Here is a 16,651-nt window from a genome sequence, read left to right as displayed (position 1 = left end):
CCGATGCCCTTCATCTGCGAACCCGGCCAGACCCGCCCCGACGTCGTTCCCGGCGCCCTGCACACCCTGAGGGCCACGCCCCAAACCGTGCACTGGGGCTATTTCGATCCGTCGACCCGGCCGGCCCTGAGGGTCAAGAGCGGCGACCTGATCCAGGCCGAGGCGATCACCCACCATGCCGGCGACGCGCCCGAGCTGATGATGGACGAGGGCGTCACCCGGATCTTCAAGGAGATCCCCGAGGAGGACCGCAACCCCGGCGTCCACATCATGACGGGGCCCATCTACGTCGAAGGCGCCAAGCCGGGCGACGTGCTGGAGGTGCGCTACCTGCGCATGGTCCCGCGCAACAACTACGGCTCCAACCTCGCGGCCAACTGGGGCTATCTCTACAAGGAGTTCGGCGAGAAGGAGCGGGTGACCATCTACGAGCTGGACCCGAACACCAACACCGCCAGCGCCCTCTACGCCTATGACTTCGAGGGCAAGTACCTGATCCCGGGCACGGTCACCCACTGCCCCGAATGCGACCGCCAGCCGGCCCTGAAGGGCGTGCGGATTCCGGCGCGTCCGCACCTGGGCACCGCCGGCGTGGCCCCGGCCGTCGACGGGCGCGTCAGCACCATCCCGCCCGGCGAGCACGGCGGCAACATCGACAACTGGCGCATCGGGGCGGGGGCGACGATGTACTACACCGTGCAGGTCGACGGAGGCCTGTTCTCGATCGGCGATCCGCACGTCAGCCAGGGCGATGGAGAGTTGTCGGGCACGGCCATCGAGAGCTCGCTGAACGTTCTGATGCAGATCGTGCTGCGCAAGGACATCCAGACCCCGGGGCCGCTGCTGGAGACGCCCAAGTGGTGGATCGTCCACGGCTTCAACGAGGACCTGAACCTGGCGATGCGCGACGCCTCGACCAAGATGCTGAGCCTGCTCAGCGATCAGGTCGGGCTGTCGAAGAACGACGCCTATTCGCTGATGAGTGTCGCGGCCGACTTCGGCGTCACGCAGGTGGTCGATGGCACCCAGGGCTGCCACGTCCGCATCCCGCGCGACATCTTCCCCAAGCTCAAGGCATAGAACGATGAAGGCCTGGTCGTTCAGCACCGAAAGCCACCCCCGCGCCGAACGCGCCGAGGCCTGGCGCGAGGCGATGGGGCGTCTGGGCCTGCCGATCGAGGGCCTGTCGGACGGCGAACCGGCGGCGGCCTCGGTCATCTGCCTGACCTCGCCGCTCGGCATCGAGTTCGCCCTGGTCGAGGCCGGGGCCCAGACCATCTCGGGCCGCCTGTCGGGGCAGCCGGCGGCGGTATGGCTGGCGGTGCTGCTGCACGGCGAGGCGACCCTGGTGACCGACGATCTGGCGGTCGGTGTCTCGACCGGCGACATCGCCTTCGGTCCAACGGGCCAGGCGGCGGCCCTGCGGCTGGACACCCGCTCGCGCCTGCTCTTTGTCCGCGCCCCGCGCGTCGCCCTGGACCATCGCCTGATCAAGCCCTTCAACCTGCGGGTCGGCTGGCTGGAGGGTTCCAAGGGGGTGCCGCGCATCCTGTCGGACCTGCTGCGCGGCACGGCCGAGGAGCTGGAGAACCTCTCCGTCGACCAACTGCGGCCGGTGGACCTGGCCCTGACCGAATTCCTGGCCCAGTGCCTGATCGAGCAGGGCGCAGCCAATGCTGACGCCCTGGACGCGGCGACGCCGACCTCGCACCTGCAGCGGCTGTGCCAGACGATCGAGACCCTGCTACCGGACCCTGAACTCTCCTTGCGCCGCGTCGCCAACGAGGAGGGGGTCTCGCCGCGCTACGTCCAGAAGCTCTTCGCCTCGGCCAACGAGACCTTCAGCCACTATCTGCGCCTGCGCCGGCTGGAGCGCTGCCGTATCGACCTGGCCAGCCCGCAGCACGCGCGGCTGTCGATCTCGGAGATCTGCTTCCGCTGGGGCTTCAACGGCTCGGCCCACTTCAGCCGCGCCTTCCGCGAGCAGTACGGTCAGTCGCCCCGCGAGTTCCGGCAGGGGCGCGAGCGCGAGACCTCGCCCCGCTTTCAGCCCGCCGCGGCGCGCGGCGCATCGACGCCGGACTTCACTGTCATCTGAGCGTTCTGGCTTCATCGCGACGCCTGCCTATCACGGTAAGCTCGCTCCAAGAGCGGGCGAACAGATCGCCGATCGAAGTCACGACGTCATGCTCGATCCATAGGCTTGGCGCCGATTAGAGGCGGCCGAGCAGTTTCTCGCAGCGATCCTTCAGCGCGCTTGGCGCCGGGCGGGTGTCTAGCCAGGCGCCCAGCTCGGCGATGGCTGCCTCTTCGGCGGAACTCCAACCCCTGGCCCGTATGAGCACTTGGAAGAGTTCGCGCGCGCGGGCCTGTGGTAACGGCGCGCTCGCCATCGTGCGGCAGAGTTTGCGGGCGCCGGTGAGCGCCTCGGACCGGTTTGTAGCCATCGTGAAGTCCGTTGAGACGCGGGTCTGCTAGCGACTGACGGCGCGAACGTCCATAGGATCTATCGGTTCGGGTAAGCGCGAAAGGCGCGTCTTGGGCGTTTAGTGCAGCCTCTATGTCCGCCGCTTGCGGGATAGGCGCCAAACCCGATCGGTCAAACCTCGTAGAACAGCCTTGGGAAGAGCTGGTCGATGTAGTCGGTTGGAAGGCCGAGGCGGACAGGCGTCTTGGGCGTGTCGCTGACGAGCAAACCCTTTTGAGTAAGCTGCGCCAGAATCGATCTGGCGCTTCTGTCGCTCATGCCGGTAATCGCCGAGGCCTCTCCTCGCGGAATTTCGTCCCGCGCCAGAGCGGCTTGTAAAAGCGCCGCGCCGCGCGGATCGAGCTCGACGTCGGTCTCGACCAGGCGTCGAAGGCGAGTGGATAGATTGTCGAGGTCGAACAGGCTGGTCATGAATTCAACTTGGTCGAGCGCAACGCGCAAAAACCACAGCGTGAACGACTGAAGCGCCTTGAGCGAGAGGTTGCCGCGGCCGTCCAAATCGCCTTGTCGGGGGCTGTCGGCCATCGCCAGCATCGACATGTATTCTTCGCGGTCTTGAAGGCCGCGCGCCAAGCCCCGCGAAATAGACCAGAGGCCGCCGGCGCCCATTCCGGCCTTCAGGAACATCGCGTGGGTCATAAGCCGGCCCACGCGTCCGTTTCCATCCGGAAAGGGGTGGATGTAGGCGAACCGGTGATGAGCAGCGGGTATGTCGATCAGCCTTGCTCGCAAGCGACCTGAACGTTCTCCATAAACCGCGTGAAAGCGAGCCATGAAGTCCGCGACGCGATCGCTGGATGGAGGGATGTGACGGCCGACTTCGACGTCGTGTTCGGGCTCGTGGCGGAAAACGCCCGGCTCCATCATGAAGCTGAAGTTTTTGCCTTTGATCTCTCGAAACACGTCGGGGACTTGAGCGTAGAAGTCACGATGAAGCCGGCGGATGAAATTGGCCGCCGCCGGGTCGGCGAGGGCGCCTTCGTGAAATTCTCGATCGATCGCGCCTTGGACGATCACGTGGGCTCGGGCTTCGAGTTGGAGGTCGCGCTTGGCCGGATCCTCGGAAAGATCGCCCTCGACTGCGGCGGCGATGTCGCGCGGGCGTGTCGTGTGACCTTCGATCAGATTGGAATAGTAGCAGTTCATGATGCGCACGAGGTTGGCGGCCTCGGCTTGCAGGCGGGGGCGTAGCGCATTGTCCAGACGACCGGCTTTGAAAGCGAGCTCCGCCAGAACCTCATTTATGTCGCCGGTGGAGGCGTCTTCCAAACGCATAGGTTCGAGCCGACCCGGCGTTTCGATAATCGCGTTCATTTTGCCGATCTTTTAGAGTTCGAACATTCCTATTAAGGCTATAACCCTTAAAAGGAAACTCCTCAGAGGAGGGCATGTTTGCCGATCTTTTTGCCGATCTTTTTGCCGATCTTATAATCGGGCTTTGGCGTGTCTGAGCCGCAGGTGGTGGAGCGTTTCGCTCGCTGGGCTTGGCCTTATGTCCTGAGGACATAAGGCCAAGCCCAGCAGACGGCAAGTCGAAATCCCTCCGAGAGGATTTCATTGACGCGCCTCACTGCCCCGCTTTATGTCCTTAGGACATAAAGCGGGGCAGTGAGCAGGTCATGTCGTTTTCCGGCGCTGTCGAGGATGCGCTCTATGAGCGCGGCAGCGGAGTCGTCACTGAACCGGATTTCTATCGCCTCACCCAGGAGCTTTTTGCGAGCGGGCGCTGGCGAGGCGAGCCGATCAGCCGTCTGCCGAAGGCCTGGGACGGACCTCGGGCCTCGGCGCTTCTCTCCCGATTCATAAGAGAAGGGATGCTGACGCGGGATCGTGACTTTGGTCGCGGCGTCTATCGCCTCCTCGACAGAGAGGGCGGAGAAACCGCTGAACAAGTCGCAACGCTCGTCGATCCGTTTTGCTACGTCTCGCATGCATCCGCCATGCGTCTTCACGATCTGCGAAGAGGACCGGACGTCCCACTGCATCTGTCGACCCTGACGCGAAAGGCGTGGGGGGAACGCCAAACAGGGAACGCCGCACTCGGCGAACGCGACGCGGGCCCTGCATATCCGAGGATCGTCTTCGGCGATCGGCTTCGTCGACGAACAATAGCCGTTCACGAGGTCTCTCGACCCGTTACCGTCGTCGAGATCGACCAGGTTCGAGTATCGACCGTTGGGGCCACGTTCGCCACCATGCTGGTCGAGCCGCATTTCTGCGGCGGCATGGCAAGCGTCATGACCGTGTGGCGTCGTCATGCCAGGGACCATCTCAACGCCATCGTCGAGGCCGTGGACGAAATCGAAAGCAAGATCGCCAAGGTGCGCGCCGGCTATATCCTGACCGAGGTGGTCGGGATCGAAGCGTCGGAGATTTCGGCGTGGTCGGCATTCGCTCAGCGCGGCGGTTCACGCAAGCTCGATCCAGACGGACCCTACACGCCCGTCTTCTCGGAAAGGTGGATGATTTCGCTAAACATCTCGGTGGCCAACTCGTAGGCAGCCATGCCTTGCCCTCTGGGTGTATCTTGGCCAAGTCGCTACCGAGGCGACCTCCGCGCTCGTGGCGCGACGGCTGGCGCGCCCTGACTCCGAGGTCATGGCCTTGATCGGCCTGGGGGCGCAATCGGAATTCCAAGCCTTCGGGTTCCACGCCCTCTGCGGGATCCGCAAGCTGCGCGTTTTCGATATCGACCCGGCCGCGTCGTGGACGCCTACCAGCGGCAACAGGCTGCGGTCGCCGTCGTCGGTCCCGCGCGCGACGACCCAGGCGAGGGGATATTCGGCGATCAGTGCGCGGACGTCCTCGTCGTCGAGCGCCTCGACGGGGCTCGTCATGTGATCGCAAGACCGCGCCTGGCCCGCAGCCACAGGATCAGTCCATAGGCCAGGCTGGCGACGAGGGTCGCATCCAGCGCCGGCACGGTCGTCAGGGTCCAACCCTTATAGACGGCCAGCACCGCCACCAGGATCGATCCCGCCCAGGTCCCCAGGGCGGCCCAGCGCACCGGAGCCAGCACGCGGATCGACTCCGTCGTGTCCGCGCCGCGATATGTCGTGAAGGCGTCGATCACGTAGATGGCGGCGATCGGCGGAATGATTAGGCCGAGGAACAGCACGAAGGGAACGAAGAGATCCAGGATGCCCATCAGCGCGAACGCGGTCCCGATCACGCCGCCGGCGAGGATAAGCACCCATTGGCGGACGGCGGGAAAGGTCGTGCTCAGCGACAGGCTGGCCGAATAGAGGTTGAGCGAATTCACGGTCCAGGTCGGTAGAACCAGCAGGAACAGAACCGGCGTTCCCAGGCCCAGCGCTACGACCAGCTTCATGAAACTGGTCTGGTGGGTCGCCAGCGCCGGCAGGGCGGCGGCGACCATCATCAGCGGCGTGGCGATCGGGTAGGAAAAGATCATGCCGGCCACCGCGCCAGCTCGGGTGCGGATGAACCGCGCCAAGTCTGGCATGGTGGCCACAGCCAGCATATAGGCCCCGATCAGGGCGGACACGGCGACGCCGAACTCCATCGGCTCGGGCGGATGGGCGGAGGGGCGCACGACCAAGCCGTGCTGGCGCACGGCCAGGACCGCCACCGCGATCAGGATCGCGGCGAGCACCGGCACGCAGACCAGCGCCAGCCGGTCGAGCGCGCGAAAGCCGATGATCGTCGAGCCGGTCATCAGCAGGCCGCCGAGGATAACGAACAGCGGGAAGTTTCCCGCCAGACCGTTTGCCTGGGCGGCCATCATCATCGCCTCGCCGAAGAAGGCGGCGTTCACCCCGAACCAGCAGAAATGGATCAGGGCGATGACCGTGTTGATCACCGCCGCGCCGCCCCGGCCGAACGACCGCTGGACCAGAACATAGGTCGAAAGCCGCGTTTGGACGCTGACCAAGGCGGTCATGCAGCCGCCCAAGCACAGGATCAGGCCGGCCAGGAACGCCGCGGCCACCGCCTTGTCGAGCCCTAGCGCGAGGCTCATGTTCGCGCCGTTCAGAAAGTCGGGCAGGCCGATGGAGAAGCTGGCCACGATCAGGGCGACGCGCCACCCCGGTATCGTCAGGTGGGCCGCAACCGGTGCGTTCGGGGCGTCGTCGCTGACCTGGGGCGTCACAGGTCATCCCACGCATTGAGTTGCTCGATCGGGCGGTAGGTTTCGGTGAACCCGAAGGCCGCGGGACCCACGAAGGCCAGGGCGCGAGCCTCGCGTAGCATGGGCGGGGCGGCCGAGCCCACCACCTTCACCCGCTGCCCATATTTCAGCCGCTCGGTGGTGATGCTGTCGGCGGTCTCGCGGTCCATGACCGTGATGAGATCGGGCACCAGGGCCACCACCGCGCCGTCGCGCCGCGCGATCAGATTTTCGTTCTGGAACTCTAGATCCATGCGGCTTTGGCCGTTGAAGCTCTCGATCGCCACCCGGCCGATCGAAAAGCCGCCGCGTGTCTCGCGCTCCAGATCGACGATCTTGCCGTCGAAGAGCAAGCCGGCATGGGGATAGAGGCCTGACCGGCGCAGCGCCGAGCACAGGGCAGCGAACGGGTCGTCGCCACGCTCGCGGGCCTCCCGGATGGCCGCCCCGATGGCGATGGCGGCCGAAAGGCTGCCGCCGATGGCGTGGTCCTTCGCCTGACGACCGGTGAGCGGATATTCGACCATGTGGGCGATGCCGCCTAAGGCCACCGAGAGCGCTCGCGCTACCCGCTCGTGGGTCAAGTTGTCGTCGGTCTCGATCACCGTCAGCGCGCCGCAGGCGGCGGTCAGGACCGAGGGGCAGGACGACAGTCCCCGGATGTTGAAGATCGCCATCTGGGACTCAGGGAAGGCCCGTCCCATGCCGTCGCAATCCACCACGGGCACGTCCAGTTGCGCGGCGGCGAACAAGGGAGCCAGACCGTTGCCGCCACCGATCTCTATGGGCATCACCGCATCGATTGGCCGTCCGAAGATCTGCTCCAGCCTGCGCAAGCCAGCGACGGCTTCGCGTCCGCTGGGCAACTTCTCGACCGAAACCGTCGGCGCGCCGATCCAGCCGCAGGGAACGACCAGCGCGTCATCCGCCAGGGTGTCCAGGGCGATCAACTCGACGGCGCCGCGTCGCGCCAGTTCGGCCTCACCCAACAGCTGCCCATAATAGGGGTCGCCGCCGCCGCCCGAGCCAAGGAAGGCGGCGCCGAGCGCCAGGTCGGCCAGGGCTGTGCGATCAATAAGCATGGCGCGTCCGGCTCCCGGCGTCCGAGGCGGTCGCACTCGATGGCCGACCGCCGACCAAATCACCGACAGCCCTGATCCTGACCTGCGCCGCTCGGCCGGGCAGATAACTCAAATACACCTCATCCACCTCCACCACTTGAGCGCTGGCGGCGTCGCCGCCCGCGGCGACGACACGGCCGCACGCTTCGTCTCGCATCGCCTGCAGGGCGTCGGCGCGCGCGACCTTGGCGTAGTCGACGATCTGGTCCACCTGCGCGCCGACCTGTGCGATGGCCGCGCCGACCGCGTTGGCCACGCCGGCATGCGGCGGGCGAATGACCTGGGCGGCTCCCCTCAGCGTGTCGGGGATCAGGAAGGCGCCCCCACCAACCGCCAGGATCGTCGCATCGCCGCGGGCTGTCTTCATCCGGTCCACGCCATCCTCCAGGATGGTCTGGAAGCGAGACCAGACCGCCGTCCGCACCTGCGGGCTGAGATTGGGAAGCCGTGATGGGTCACCGAACCGTGCACGGCCCTGCGCCGCCGCCACGTCGCTCGCCGTCAAGGTCGCGCCGCCGAACAGCATGCCTTCCTGGGTGATGCGGAAGCCGACTGAGTCGGGACCGACCCGGAAGCTGTCCGCGGCAAGGGTCTCGGCGTTATACAGTTCGGGGGCGAGGTGAACGCGTGTGCCGCCGCCCAGGCCGATGGCGAGGATGTCGGGCATCCGGAAGTTGGTCCGGACGCCGCCGATGTCCACCGCGATGGAGGATTCTCGCGGAAAGCCGTTGCTCAACACCCCAATGTCGGTCGTGGTGCCGCCCACGTCCATGACGATGGCGTCCTTCACCCCGGTCAGGAAGGCCGCGCCGCGCATACTGTTCGTGGGGCCTGACCCGATGGTCAGCACGGGCGCGGCGGCCGCCTGGGTCGCCGAAATCAAGGTGCCGTCGTTCTGGGAAATATACAGCGGTGCGTCGACGCCGATCTGGCGTAGCGCATGCTCGAAGGAAACGATCACCGCGGCGGCCAGGCTGGTCAGGGCGGCGTTGAGGATCGTCGCATTCTCACGCTCGATGAAGCCGAGCCGGCCGAGGGTGTGGGAAAGGCTGACGGAGGCTCGGGGATGCTCCTGCCGCACGATCGCGGCCGCGCGTTCCTCCATCTCGGCGTTGATCGGCGCGAACGCACTGCAGATGGCGACGGCGTCGACGCCCAGGCCCCGCAGATCGCGCGCGGCTTGGCGTACGGCGTCCGCGTCCAGCGTCGATATCTCCCGACCGTCGAGCTCGTACCCGCCCCGCAGCAGATAGACGTGCCGCTCGACGCAGGCGGTGAGGTCGTCAGGCCAACCGGTCATCGGCGGCAGCGCCTCGCCGGAAGGACTGGCCAATCGCAGGACGCCCACCTTGTCCAGCCTGTCGCGTTCGACCAGGGCGTTGGCGAAGTGGGTCGTGCCGATCATCACCGAAGAGATCGCATCGGCCTTCACGCCTGCCTGGGCCAGGACCGCGCCGATCGCCGCGGCGACGCCGAGACTCACCTCCGCGGTGGTTGGTTGCTTGGTCCAGGCGACGACCTCGCGGTCGCGCATGAGCACGGCGTCGGTGTTCGTACCGCCGACATCGACACCAATCCGCACCAGCTCGCCCCGCCACCGTCCTTAAGAAGGCTGGCAGGGTAGGGGGCTGGTCGCGGTGCGCAACGCATCAAACGGGTGACCGGAGGCGCCGAACGGGTAAGCCTCGCGGCACGATGGGTAAACGGTCGGACGCGCTTGAGCGGTTCGTGGTGATCTCCTAGGCTCGACGGGCCAGCCGCGGGGCTTGGTTCGAAGCGCATCCGGTGAACGGCGGGATTTGTCGGTGCATGATTTGATCCATACTAGGGTTGCGCCGCCAACGTGGGTGGGCGCTCAGATCCGACGTGATCTATTGCTCGCCCGTCTTGACGAGGCCCTGAGCCGGCGACTGACCATCATTCATGCGCCCGCAGGCTATGGCAAAACCAGTCTGCTCGCCCAATGGCGTAGTCGCCTCGAAAGCCAAGCCGTCCTGGTGGCTTGGCTCACCCTGGAGCGCGATGACGCCGATCTCGCGCGCTTGGCTCAATATATCGCGCTCGCGATCGACGGCGCTGAGCATGTCCATAGCCCGCAGGAGGGCTTGGCCGAAGGCGGCGAGCGGATGTCTTCGGATCTGCCGTCTCGCGCGGCCCTTTCGGCCATCGTCAACCGGCTCGCTCGCGAGCCGCGTCCTGTGGTGCTGATCCTGGACGATCTCCATCGCGCTGAAGGCGCGGCGGTGACTGAATTTCTCACCGCGCTGATCCGTCTGGCGCCCGCCAACTGCCATTTCGTTGTCGCCTCGCGAGACTATCCCTGGCTTGGCCAATCGATCCTGGCGGCGGCCGAGCAGATGCTCGAGCTGGTCGCTGACGACCTGAAGTTTTCAGCCCCTGAGGCCGAGGCGATGTTGTCGCGGGCCGGCGGGACGTTCGGCGGCGACGATGTCCAAAGCATCGTCGAGCGCACGGAAGGTTGGCCGATCGCCCTTCAGCTCGCCTCCCTGTCGCTCAAGCGCGGGGCCGACCAAAGGCAGCTGGTGTCGCGGTTCAGCGGTCCCAACTCAGAGCTTGCCCGCTATCTGTCCGAACAGGTGCTGGCGACGCTCCCCGATGAGATGCGGGAGATCGTGATCCGAACCGCCTTGGTTGACCGGGTGAATGGCGAGGTGGTGAACCTTCTGTGCGATCGCGATGACGGATGGCTGATCCTGGAACGGCTGGAGCAGCAAGGCCTGTTTCTCACGCCCCTGTCGTCGGATCGCAAAGTCTATCGCTACCACCAGCTGTTCGCCGAATATCTGCGCGAGCACCTGGCGCGCGGCGACATCGGTCAGTTCCGTTCGCTCCAGCGACGGGCGGCGCGGTGGTTTGCAGGACGCGGGGAAGTGGCCGAAGCGATTGATCACGCCATTCTCGCCAACGACGACGGGATCCTCACGGATATCATCGAGGAGGCGGGCGGCTGGCGGCTGATCCCGCAAGGGCTGCAGCCGATCCTCGAGCGAGGACTTAGAAAGCTGCGCGAGGCGATCATCGTGGGGCGGCCGCGTCTGTTGCTGGCTCGGGTCTATCTGGCCATCAAGCAGGGCGAGGTGGCCAAGGCCCGGACGGATTATGATCGTTTCCTGGTCGCGGCCGCCGGCGTTGACCTATCGGCGGATCTATGGACTGAGATCCGCGTCGTCGGCGACACCCTGGCCGACTATGAAAATGTCCCTGTCTCGCTGGACGATCTGCTCGACCGCGAGGCGCTGCTTCGCGCCCTGCCGGCCGACGATCATCTCGTGTTGGCCAATTTCACCGAGACCCTGGGGGCGAAGTATCTCGAGGGCGGCTGGCTCGAACGCGCCCTGGAGCCAACCCTCGCCGCCCGGGACCACTATCAGGCGTTGGGATCGCTCTACAGCGATCTGTTCACGCGTTTTCTGGAGGCGCGCATCAGGCGCGCCCAGGGCCGGCACGAGGACGCCGTCGCCATCCTGGCGGCCGCGCGGATGCAGATCACGAGTAGCTTTGGCGAGCGATCAGATCTGGCGGCCAACTGCGCGGCTTTCGAGGCTGAGTTGCTTTACGAACAGGACCGCCGCGCCGAGGCCCGCAGCCTGCTCGATTGGGCGCTGCCGCACATGGAGCAGTCGGACGGGTGGGTGGACGTCTATGCCGCGGCCTATTTCACCGCTGCGCGCGCCGCGGCGGCTGACGGTGCGATGGACGAGGCCTATGCGACCCTGGCTCGGGCCCGACGCGTCGCCGATCACCGCAGCTTGCGCCAATTGGCGCTGCTGGCTGATCTCTGTCAGCTTGACCTGCTCATCGAGTACGGCCCCGAGGCGAATGCCGACCGCGTCTACGCCGCCGAGATTGGTCTGGAGGCGCTGGCCGACGATATGGCGCAGGAGTCGCCGGTTTACCGGCCCGTCGCCTGCGCGGCGGCTCTTTGCCGGGTGAAGTTGTCGCTGTTGGACGGCGATCACGCTGGGGCTATCGCCGAACTGCGCGCGCTCCGGCGTTGGGCCAGCCGGCATGGGGCCGGGCGGCTCTTGATCGACGTCAACATTCTGCTGGCCTACGGCTTGCGCTGTTCATCCGAAACCGCCGCGAGCCAAGCCTGCTTTGACGAAGCCGTGGGCATCGCCATGTTCCAAGGCCTCCTGCGTCCCTTCATTGACGCGCGCGGTTTCGTCGAGCCGTTCTTGAGCGGCGGCGGTGAGGCGGCCGCTTCGGGCGACCGGTTCCGCGGGCGATTCCTCAAGGCCTTGTCCAAGGCGCTCGCTACTCGGTCCGCGCCCGGCGAACCGGACGGCCTCAACGAGGCTGAGGCCACCATTCTTCGCCATCTGGGCCAGGGCATTTCCAATAAGGAAATCGCGCGATTGATCGGCATGTCGCCAGACACGGTCAAATACCGCCTCAAGTCTATCTTCCGAAAGATCGACGTGACTACTCGCCGTGACGCCGTGCGCGTATCGCGTGAACGCGGATTGCTGATCCCTGTCGAAGGCCCGTCCACGTTCTAGCGCCGAACAGCGGGCGAGGACCGAGGCGCTTACCCGTTGTCACTCCCTCCTTACCCTGAAAATCACAAGGCCCCTGGCGAGGGCTGCTGTTGAATGCTGACGGGCGGCGCCAAGCACGGGGTGTCTCAACACCTGGGCGGGGTCTCGGCGACATCTTAGCAAGGGGGTTACTTATGAAGGAGCAGATCGGGAGGCGCGGTTTGGTGCGACCGATGCTGAAGCTGGCGTTGCTGTCGGCCTGCTGCGCGGGCGCAGCGTCGGGCGTGGCCATTGCGCAAGAGGCCAGTGACCCGCTCAGCGAAGTGGTTGTTCGGGCGAGCCGGGCGGTGGCCGGCACCAAGACCGACACCAAGCTGGTCGAAATCCCGCAGTCGATCAGCGTGGTGACGGCCGCCGAGATTGCCGACCGCACGGTCGTGAATTTCCAGGACGTCTTCCGCTATAGCGCCGGCGTCGCCACCGAGCTCAACGGGGCCGATTCCCGGGGTGATTTCTTTTCGGCGCGAGGCTTCCCGACCGAGCAGTATCTCGATGGCCTCAAACGCATGCCCGACTTCATCTATGGCGCGCGTCTTGAGGTCTTCTCCCTGGAGCGCGCCGAGGTGCTGCGTGGCCCCTCCGCGGTGCTCTATGGCGCTGGCGGCGCGGGCGGCCTTCTCAATGCGGTCAGCAAGACGCCCAGAACCGCATTCGGCGGCGAGATCGGCGCGCAGCTGGGCACCGACAAGCGCAAGCAGTTGCAGTTGGACATCACCGGCCCGCTAAGCGACACGGTCTCGGGCCGTTTCGTGGGCCTGGTCCGTGATGGCGAGTTGCAGTGGAAGGGGCAGCCGGATGACCGCGTCCTGGTCAACCCGTCCCTTAAATGGTTGCCCACGGACCACACCGACGTCACCTTGATTGGCCTCTATCAAAAGGACAATCAGGGTACGCAGACCTATCTGCCAATCTCAAAGAGCATCGCCGCGAACGGCGCCGAGCGACTGCCTTACAATTTCTTCGCCGGCGAACCGGACTTCAATCGGGCCGACACGGAGTTTTGGGCGGCCACCCTTCTGGTCAATCATCGCTTCAACAGCGTCTTGTCGTTCAGCAGCCGAAGCCGCGTCTACGGCATGAACACCGACTATCGCGAGGTCTATGGCGACTACGGGGACGGCTTTGGAGCCTTCTACGTCAGCCCGTTTGACGACGTCGGCGAAACCTTGCTGCAGCGCGAGTTCTACGTGAACCGTGAGAAGTCCAAGGGCTTCAACACCGACAACAGTCTGGCGGCGCGGTTCGATACGGGGCCGTTCCAACACACCGTGCTGGCGGGCGTGGACTATTTCAAATTCAAGCAGGACAAGGACGAGGGCTTTTCCTGTGACGGGTTCGCGGGTCAGTTCGGCTGCTTCAACGGGCCAAGCCCGCCGTCTCTGAACATCTACGATCCGCAGTACGGGGCATCCTTCGCCTGGGGCTATACGAACTTCCTGGACTATAGGAGCAGCCAAACGGGTCTCTATGTGCAGGACCAGATCCGCTTCGCCGACCGCGTCTCGATCGTGCTGGGCGCGCGTCGAGACCGCGCGACCTCGAAGCGGAACGGCGTCAAGGAAGACCCCGTCGTCAACTGGAGCTATCGCGCCGGGATCATCGCCGAAGTGGGCTATGGGTTTTCGCCCTATGTCAGCTACTCGGAATCCTTCCTTCCGGTCGCTGGCGGCGACTTCTACGGCAATCCGTTCAAGCCTCGCACTGGCCGCCAGTACGAAGGCGGCGTGAAATGGGCGCCAAGCAGCCAGGCGCTGGTCACGGTTTCGTATTTCGACATCAAGGAGTCGAACTATGTGACGCAGGATCCCAACAACATTCAGAATTTCATTCAGACTGGCCAGGTTGGCTCGCAAGGGTTCGAGGTCGAAGGGACGCTGCGTATTCCGGGCGATATCGAGCTGATGGGGTCTTATAGCTACACCAAGGCCAAGGTGCTCACTGACACCGATCCCACCCGCGTGGGCGCTCGGATCGAGGGCGTGCCCAAGCATCTGGCCTCGGCCTGGGCGACCAAGACGTTCCGGGTCGCCGACGAAGTGACGATGCGCGCTGGCGGCGGCGTCCGCTATGTCGGCAGCAAGATCGACTCCTACCAACGGTTCGTCACGCCATCGGCGACGCTGGTCGACGCCCTGATCGAAGCCGAACGCAAGGACTGGAGCCTGTCGCTCAGCGCAAGCAACATCTTCAACACGCGCTACTACGCCAGTTGCACCAGCTCATCGCCGCCGGACGGCATCTGCGTGGTTGGAAAGGATCGTACGATCCAAGCCACGCTTCGCCGCCGCTTCTGATCGCTCGTTGGCGGGCGGCCAGGGCCGTCCATTTCAGTCGTATCCAGGAACGTTCATGTCGCGCACGAAAGTTTTCGCCCCCGTTTCATCAAGGCTTGGAAAAGGACGGTCGCTGGGCCTTGGCTTGGCGATCGGCATCGCGCTCGCCGGTCTCGGCGGCGAGATCAAGGCGGCGCCGGCGGCAGGTCCCGACCTGATCCTCACCAACGGCCGAGTTTACACGGTGGAGGCTGCCAAGCCGTGGGCCCAGGCCGTAGCGATCAAGGACGGCAAGATCCTCGAGGTGGGCTCGGTCGCCGAAATTGCGCGCCTGAAAAGGTCCAACACCAAGGTTGTCGATCTGGGCGGTCGACTGCTCATGCCCGCCTTCGGTGACGCCCACGCCCATCCCGTCTTTGGCGGGCTGAGCTATTCGAGATGCTCGCTCCACGAGGGCAAGTCGCTGGAGGACTATCAGCGGATCATCGCCGACTGCGTCGCCAAGTCTCCCGGGCAGGGGACGATGTTCGGGTCCGGGTGGAACCAGGCGCTGTTTCCACCCAATGGCGTCCCGCGCAAGGAGATCCTCGACGCGGTGACGACCGCACGCCCTCTTATCTTCGAGTCGGATGGTCACACCCTTTGGGTCAACTCCAAGGCGCTGGAGCTGGCGAACATCACCCGTGAGACGCCCGATCCACCCAATGGCAAGATTGATCGCGATCCCGCGACAGGCGAGCCTGTCGGCGGGCTCGAAGAGGCCGCCATGGGGTTGATGGAGAAGTTGACGCCGCCCCCCACGGCCAAGGACCGCGAAGCCGCCATTGGCTATACGGTAAAGCTGTTCAACAGCCTGGGCATCACGTCCTGGCATGACGCCATGGTCGAGTGGGACGCGAGCGGCGCTAGCGCCGTGCTCGACGCCTACAAGGCCGTGAAGGATCGCGGCGAACTGAGCGTCCACACCGCGCTTGACCTTCAATGGAACAATGGCCGAGGCCTCGACCAGCTGCCGGACATCCTCAAGCTCACCGACCGCGCCCATACGATGGGCCTTCGCGCCACAGGGGTGAAATTCTTCATCGACGGCGTGATCCCCCAACAGACCGCCGCCATGCTCGCCCCCTATGAGGGGACCACGGAGAAGGGCGCGTCGCAGATCCCGTTGGAAACGCTCGCCGAGGCCGTGACGCAGCTCGACGCAAAGGGCTTACAGGCGCACTTTCACGCGATCGGCGATGGGGGCGTACGCGAGGCGCTGGACGCGGTTCAGCGTGCGCGCGCTCGCGACGGCATGACCGACACGCGGCCGATGATCTCTCACCTCAATGTCGTGGATCCAGCCGATCAACCCCGGTTTGGCCAGCTTGGGGTCACGGCGATCTTCCAGCCGCTCTGGGCCTGCGACGAGCCCTATATGCGCCTCACTGTCGAACGCATCGGCCCCAAGCGCGCCGGTTACATCTATCCCGCCAACAGCATCCTGAAGGCAGGCGGCAAGCTCGCCTACGGCGCCGATTGGTCGGTGGCCTCGGCGAACCCGTTGGAAGGTATCGAAGTGGCCCTGACGCGCATCGCGCCGGGCGACGCCAACGCTAAACCGCTGCTGGCCGATGAAGGCGTGACCTTGGCCCAAGCGGTGCAGGCCTATACGCTCAACGTCGCCTACGTGAACCATCTCGACAAGCAGACCGGTTCGATCCTGGCCGGCAAGAGCGCCGACCTGATCGTGCTTGATCGCGACATCTTCGCGATCCCCGCTACCGAAATCTCCAAGGCCAAGGTGCTGCTCACCCTGTTCCAAGGCCGCGAGGTGTTTGGCGGCTTCTCGATGCTGAGGCCTTGATCTGTCGATCCTGAACGAGATCTTCCTGCCTTCAGATCGGCCGCAAGACGGCGCGCCCACACACGTTCATTCACCGGTAGGGCCCTTTCGTCGGCGATAAGGACGTCGCCGCCGCCAGCAACTGGCGCGCGGCCGACACCAAGACCTTCGGATCACCCAGGGCCGGTGAAGCGGTCGCTCCCTTGAACGGGACCGGCCGCTTCCCACGGCGTGTTCCGCCTCGGCGATC

Annotated in this window: 11 protein-coding genes; 7 read left to right on the top strand and 4 right to left on the bottom strand. The window is 65.3% G+C overall.

All coding sequences use genetic code 11. The features are described 5' to 3' along the window. The first annotated feature begins 3 nt into the window (after window positions 1–3). A complete protein-coding gene (locus tag MZV50_RS17805) occupies window positions 4–1,080 on the top strand; it encodes an acetamidase/formamidase family protein (protein ID WP_252630632.1) in 1,077 nt (358 codons plus the stop codon). Window positions 1,081–1,084: 4 nt separating this feature from the next. Then, the gene (locus MZV50_RS17800) at window positions 1,085–2,098 is read left to right on the top strand and encodes an AraC family transcriptional regulator (RefSeq protein ID WP_252630631.1); all 1,014 of its coding nucleotides are present in this window, start codon (window positions 1,085–1,087) and stop codon (window positions 2,096–2,098) included. A gap of 501 nt (window positions 2,099–2,599) precedes the next feature. Here MZV50_RS17800 and MZV50_RS17795 read toward each other — a convergent pair. Continuing rightward, window positions 2,600–3,802 carry a Fic family protein gene (locus MZV50_RS17795; RefSeq protein ID WP_252630630.1) on the bottom strand — a complete coding sequence of 401 codons (1,203 nt, stop codon included), beginning with the start codon at window positions 3,800–3,802 and terminating at the stop codon, window positions 2,600–2,602. A 305-nt stretch (window positions 3,803–4,107) separates the two neighbouring features. Here MZV50_RS17795 and MZV50_RS17790 point away from each other — a divergent pair, with 305 nt between their 5' ends. Beyond that, the gene (locus tag MZV50_RS17790; protein WP_252630629.1) at window positions 4,108–4,986 is read left to right on the top strand and encodes a type IV toxin-antitoxin system AbiEi family antitoxin domain-containing protein; all 879 of its coding nucleotides are present in this window, start codon (window positions 4,108–4,110) and stop codon (window positions 4,984–4,986) included. 22 nt (window positions 4,987–5,008) lie between these two features. Further along, window positions 5,009–5,329, top strand: coding sequence for a hypothetical protein (locus MZV50_RS26515; RefSeq protein ID WP_289781876.1), 321 nt, complete (start codon window positions 5,009–5,011; stop codon window positions 5,327–5,329). Here MZV50_RS26515 and MZV50_RS17780 read toward each other — a convergent pair. The 3 genes from MZV50_RS17780 to MZV50_RS17770 are packed head-to-tail and all read right to left on the bottom strand — an operon-like array spanning window position 5,322 to window position 9,323. After that, window positions 5,322–6,602, bottom strand: coding sequence for a purine-cytosine permease family protein (locus tag MZV50_RS17780; RefSeq protein WP_252630628.1), 1,281 nt, complete (start codon window positions 6,600–6,602; stop codon window positions 5,322–5,324). The two genes, MZV50_RS26515 and MZV50_RS17780, sit on opposite strands and share 8 nt — an antisense overlap. Next, entirely contained in the window at window positions 6,599–7,702 is a 1,104-nt protein-coding gene (locus tag MZV50_RS17775; RefSeq protein ID WP_252630627.1) for a DUF917 domain-containing protein, read from the bottom strand. Before MZV50_RS17775 ends, MZV50_RS17780 begins: the two co-directional genes overlap by 4 nt. After that, a complete protein-coding gene (locus MZV50_RS17770; protein ID WP_252630626.1) occupies window positions 7,692–9,323 on the bottom strand; it encodes a hydantoinase/oxoprolinase family protein in 1,632 nt (543 codons plus the stop codon). Before MZV50_RS17770 ends, MZV50_RS17775 begins: the two co-directional genes overlap by 11 nt. A gap of 292 nt (window positions 9,324–9,615) precedes the next feature. On the opposite strand from MZV50_RS17770, the gene MZV50_RS17765 reads away from it, so the two are divergent. The 3 genes from MZV50_RS17765 to MZV50_RS17755 all read left to right on the top strand — a co-directional run bounded on the left by MZV50_RS17765 (window position 9,616) and on the right by MZV50_RS17755 (window position 16,422). Beyond that, window positions 9,616–12,264, top strand: coding sequence for an AAA family ATPase (locus tag MZV50_RS17765; RefSeq protein WP_252630625.1), 2,649 nt, complete (start codon window positions 9,616–9,618; stop codon window positions 12,262–12,264). Between the two features lie 89 nt (window positions 12,265–12,353). After that, window positions 12,354–14,597, top strand: a complete 2,244-nt coding sequence (locus MZV50_RS17760; RefSeq protein ID WP_252630624.1) for a TonB-dependent siderophore receptor — start codon at window positions 12,354–12,356, stop codon at window positions 14,595–14,597. A gap of 55 nt (window positions 14,598–14,652) precedes the next feature. Next, window positions 14,653–16,422, top strand: coding sequence for an amidohydrolase (locus MZV50_RS17755; RefSeq protein WP_252630623.1), 1,770 nt, complete (start codon window positions 14,653–14,655; stop codon window positions 16,420–16,422). The last annotated feature ends 229 nt before the right edge of the window (window positions 16,423–16,651 follow it).

Origin of the sequence: Caulobacter segnis, from assembly GCF_023935105.1 — a bacterium.
Classification (GTDB): domain Bacteria; phylum Pseudomonadota; class Alphaproteobacteria; order Caulobacterales; family Caulobacteraceae; genus Caulobacter; species Caulobacter segnis_B.
Note: the sequence above shows the minus strand (reverse complement) of the source record. Positions and strands in the feature narration are given on the sequence as shown.

Coding starts and splice junctions, on each gene's coding strand:
- MZV50_RS17805 (WP_252630632.1), top strand. CDS start 4: ATGCCCTTCATCTGCGAACCCGGCCAGACCCGCCCCGACGTCGTTCCC.
- MZV50_RS17800 (WP_252630631.1), top strand. CDS start 1,085: ATGAAGGCCTGGTCGTTCAGCACCGAAAGCCACCCCCGCGCCGAACGC.
- MZV50_RS17795 (WP_252630630.1), bottom strand. CDS start 3,802: ATGAACGCGATTATCGAAACGCCGGGTCGGCTCGAACCTATGCGTTTG.
- MZV50_RS17790 (WP_252630629.1), top strand. CDS start 4,108: ATGTCGTTTTCCGGCGCTGTCGAGGATGCGCTCTATGAGCGCGGCAGC.
- MZV50_RS17775 (WP_252630627.1), bottom strand. CDS start 7,702: ATGCTTATTGATCGCACAGCCCTGGCCGACCTGGCGCTCGGCGCCGCC.
- MZV50_RS17755 (WP_252630623.1), top strand. CDS start 14,653: ATGTCGCGCACGAAAGTTTTCGCCCCCGTTTCATCAAGGCTTGGAAAA.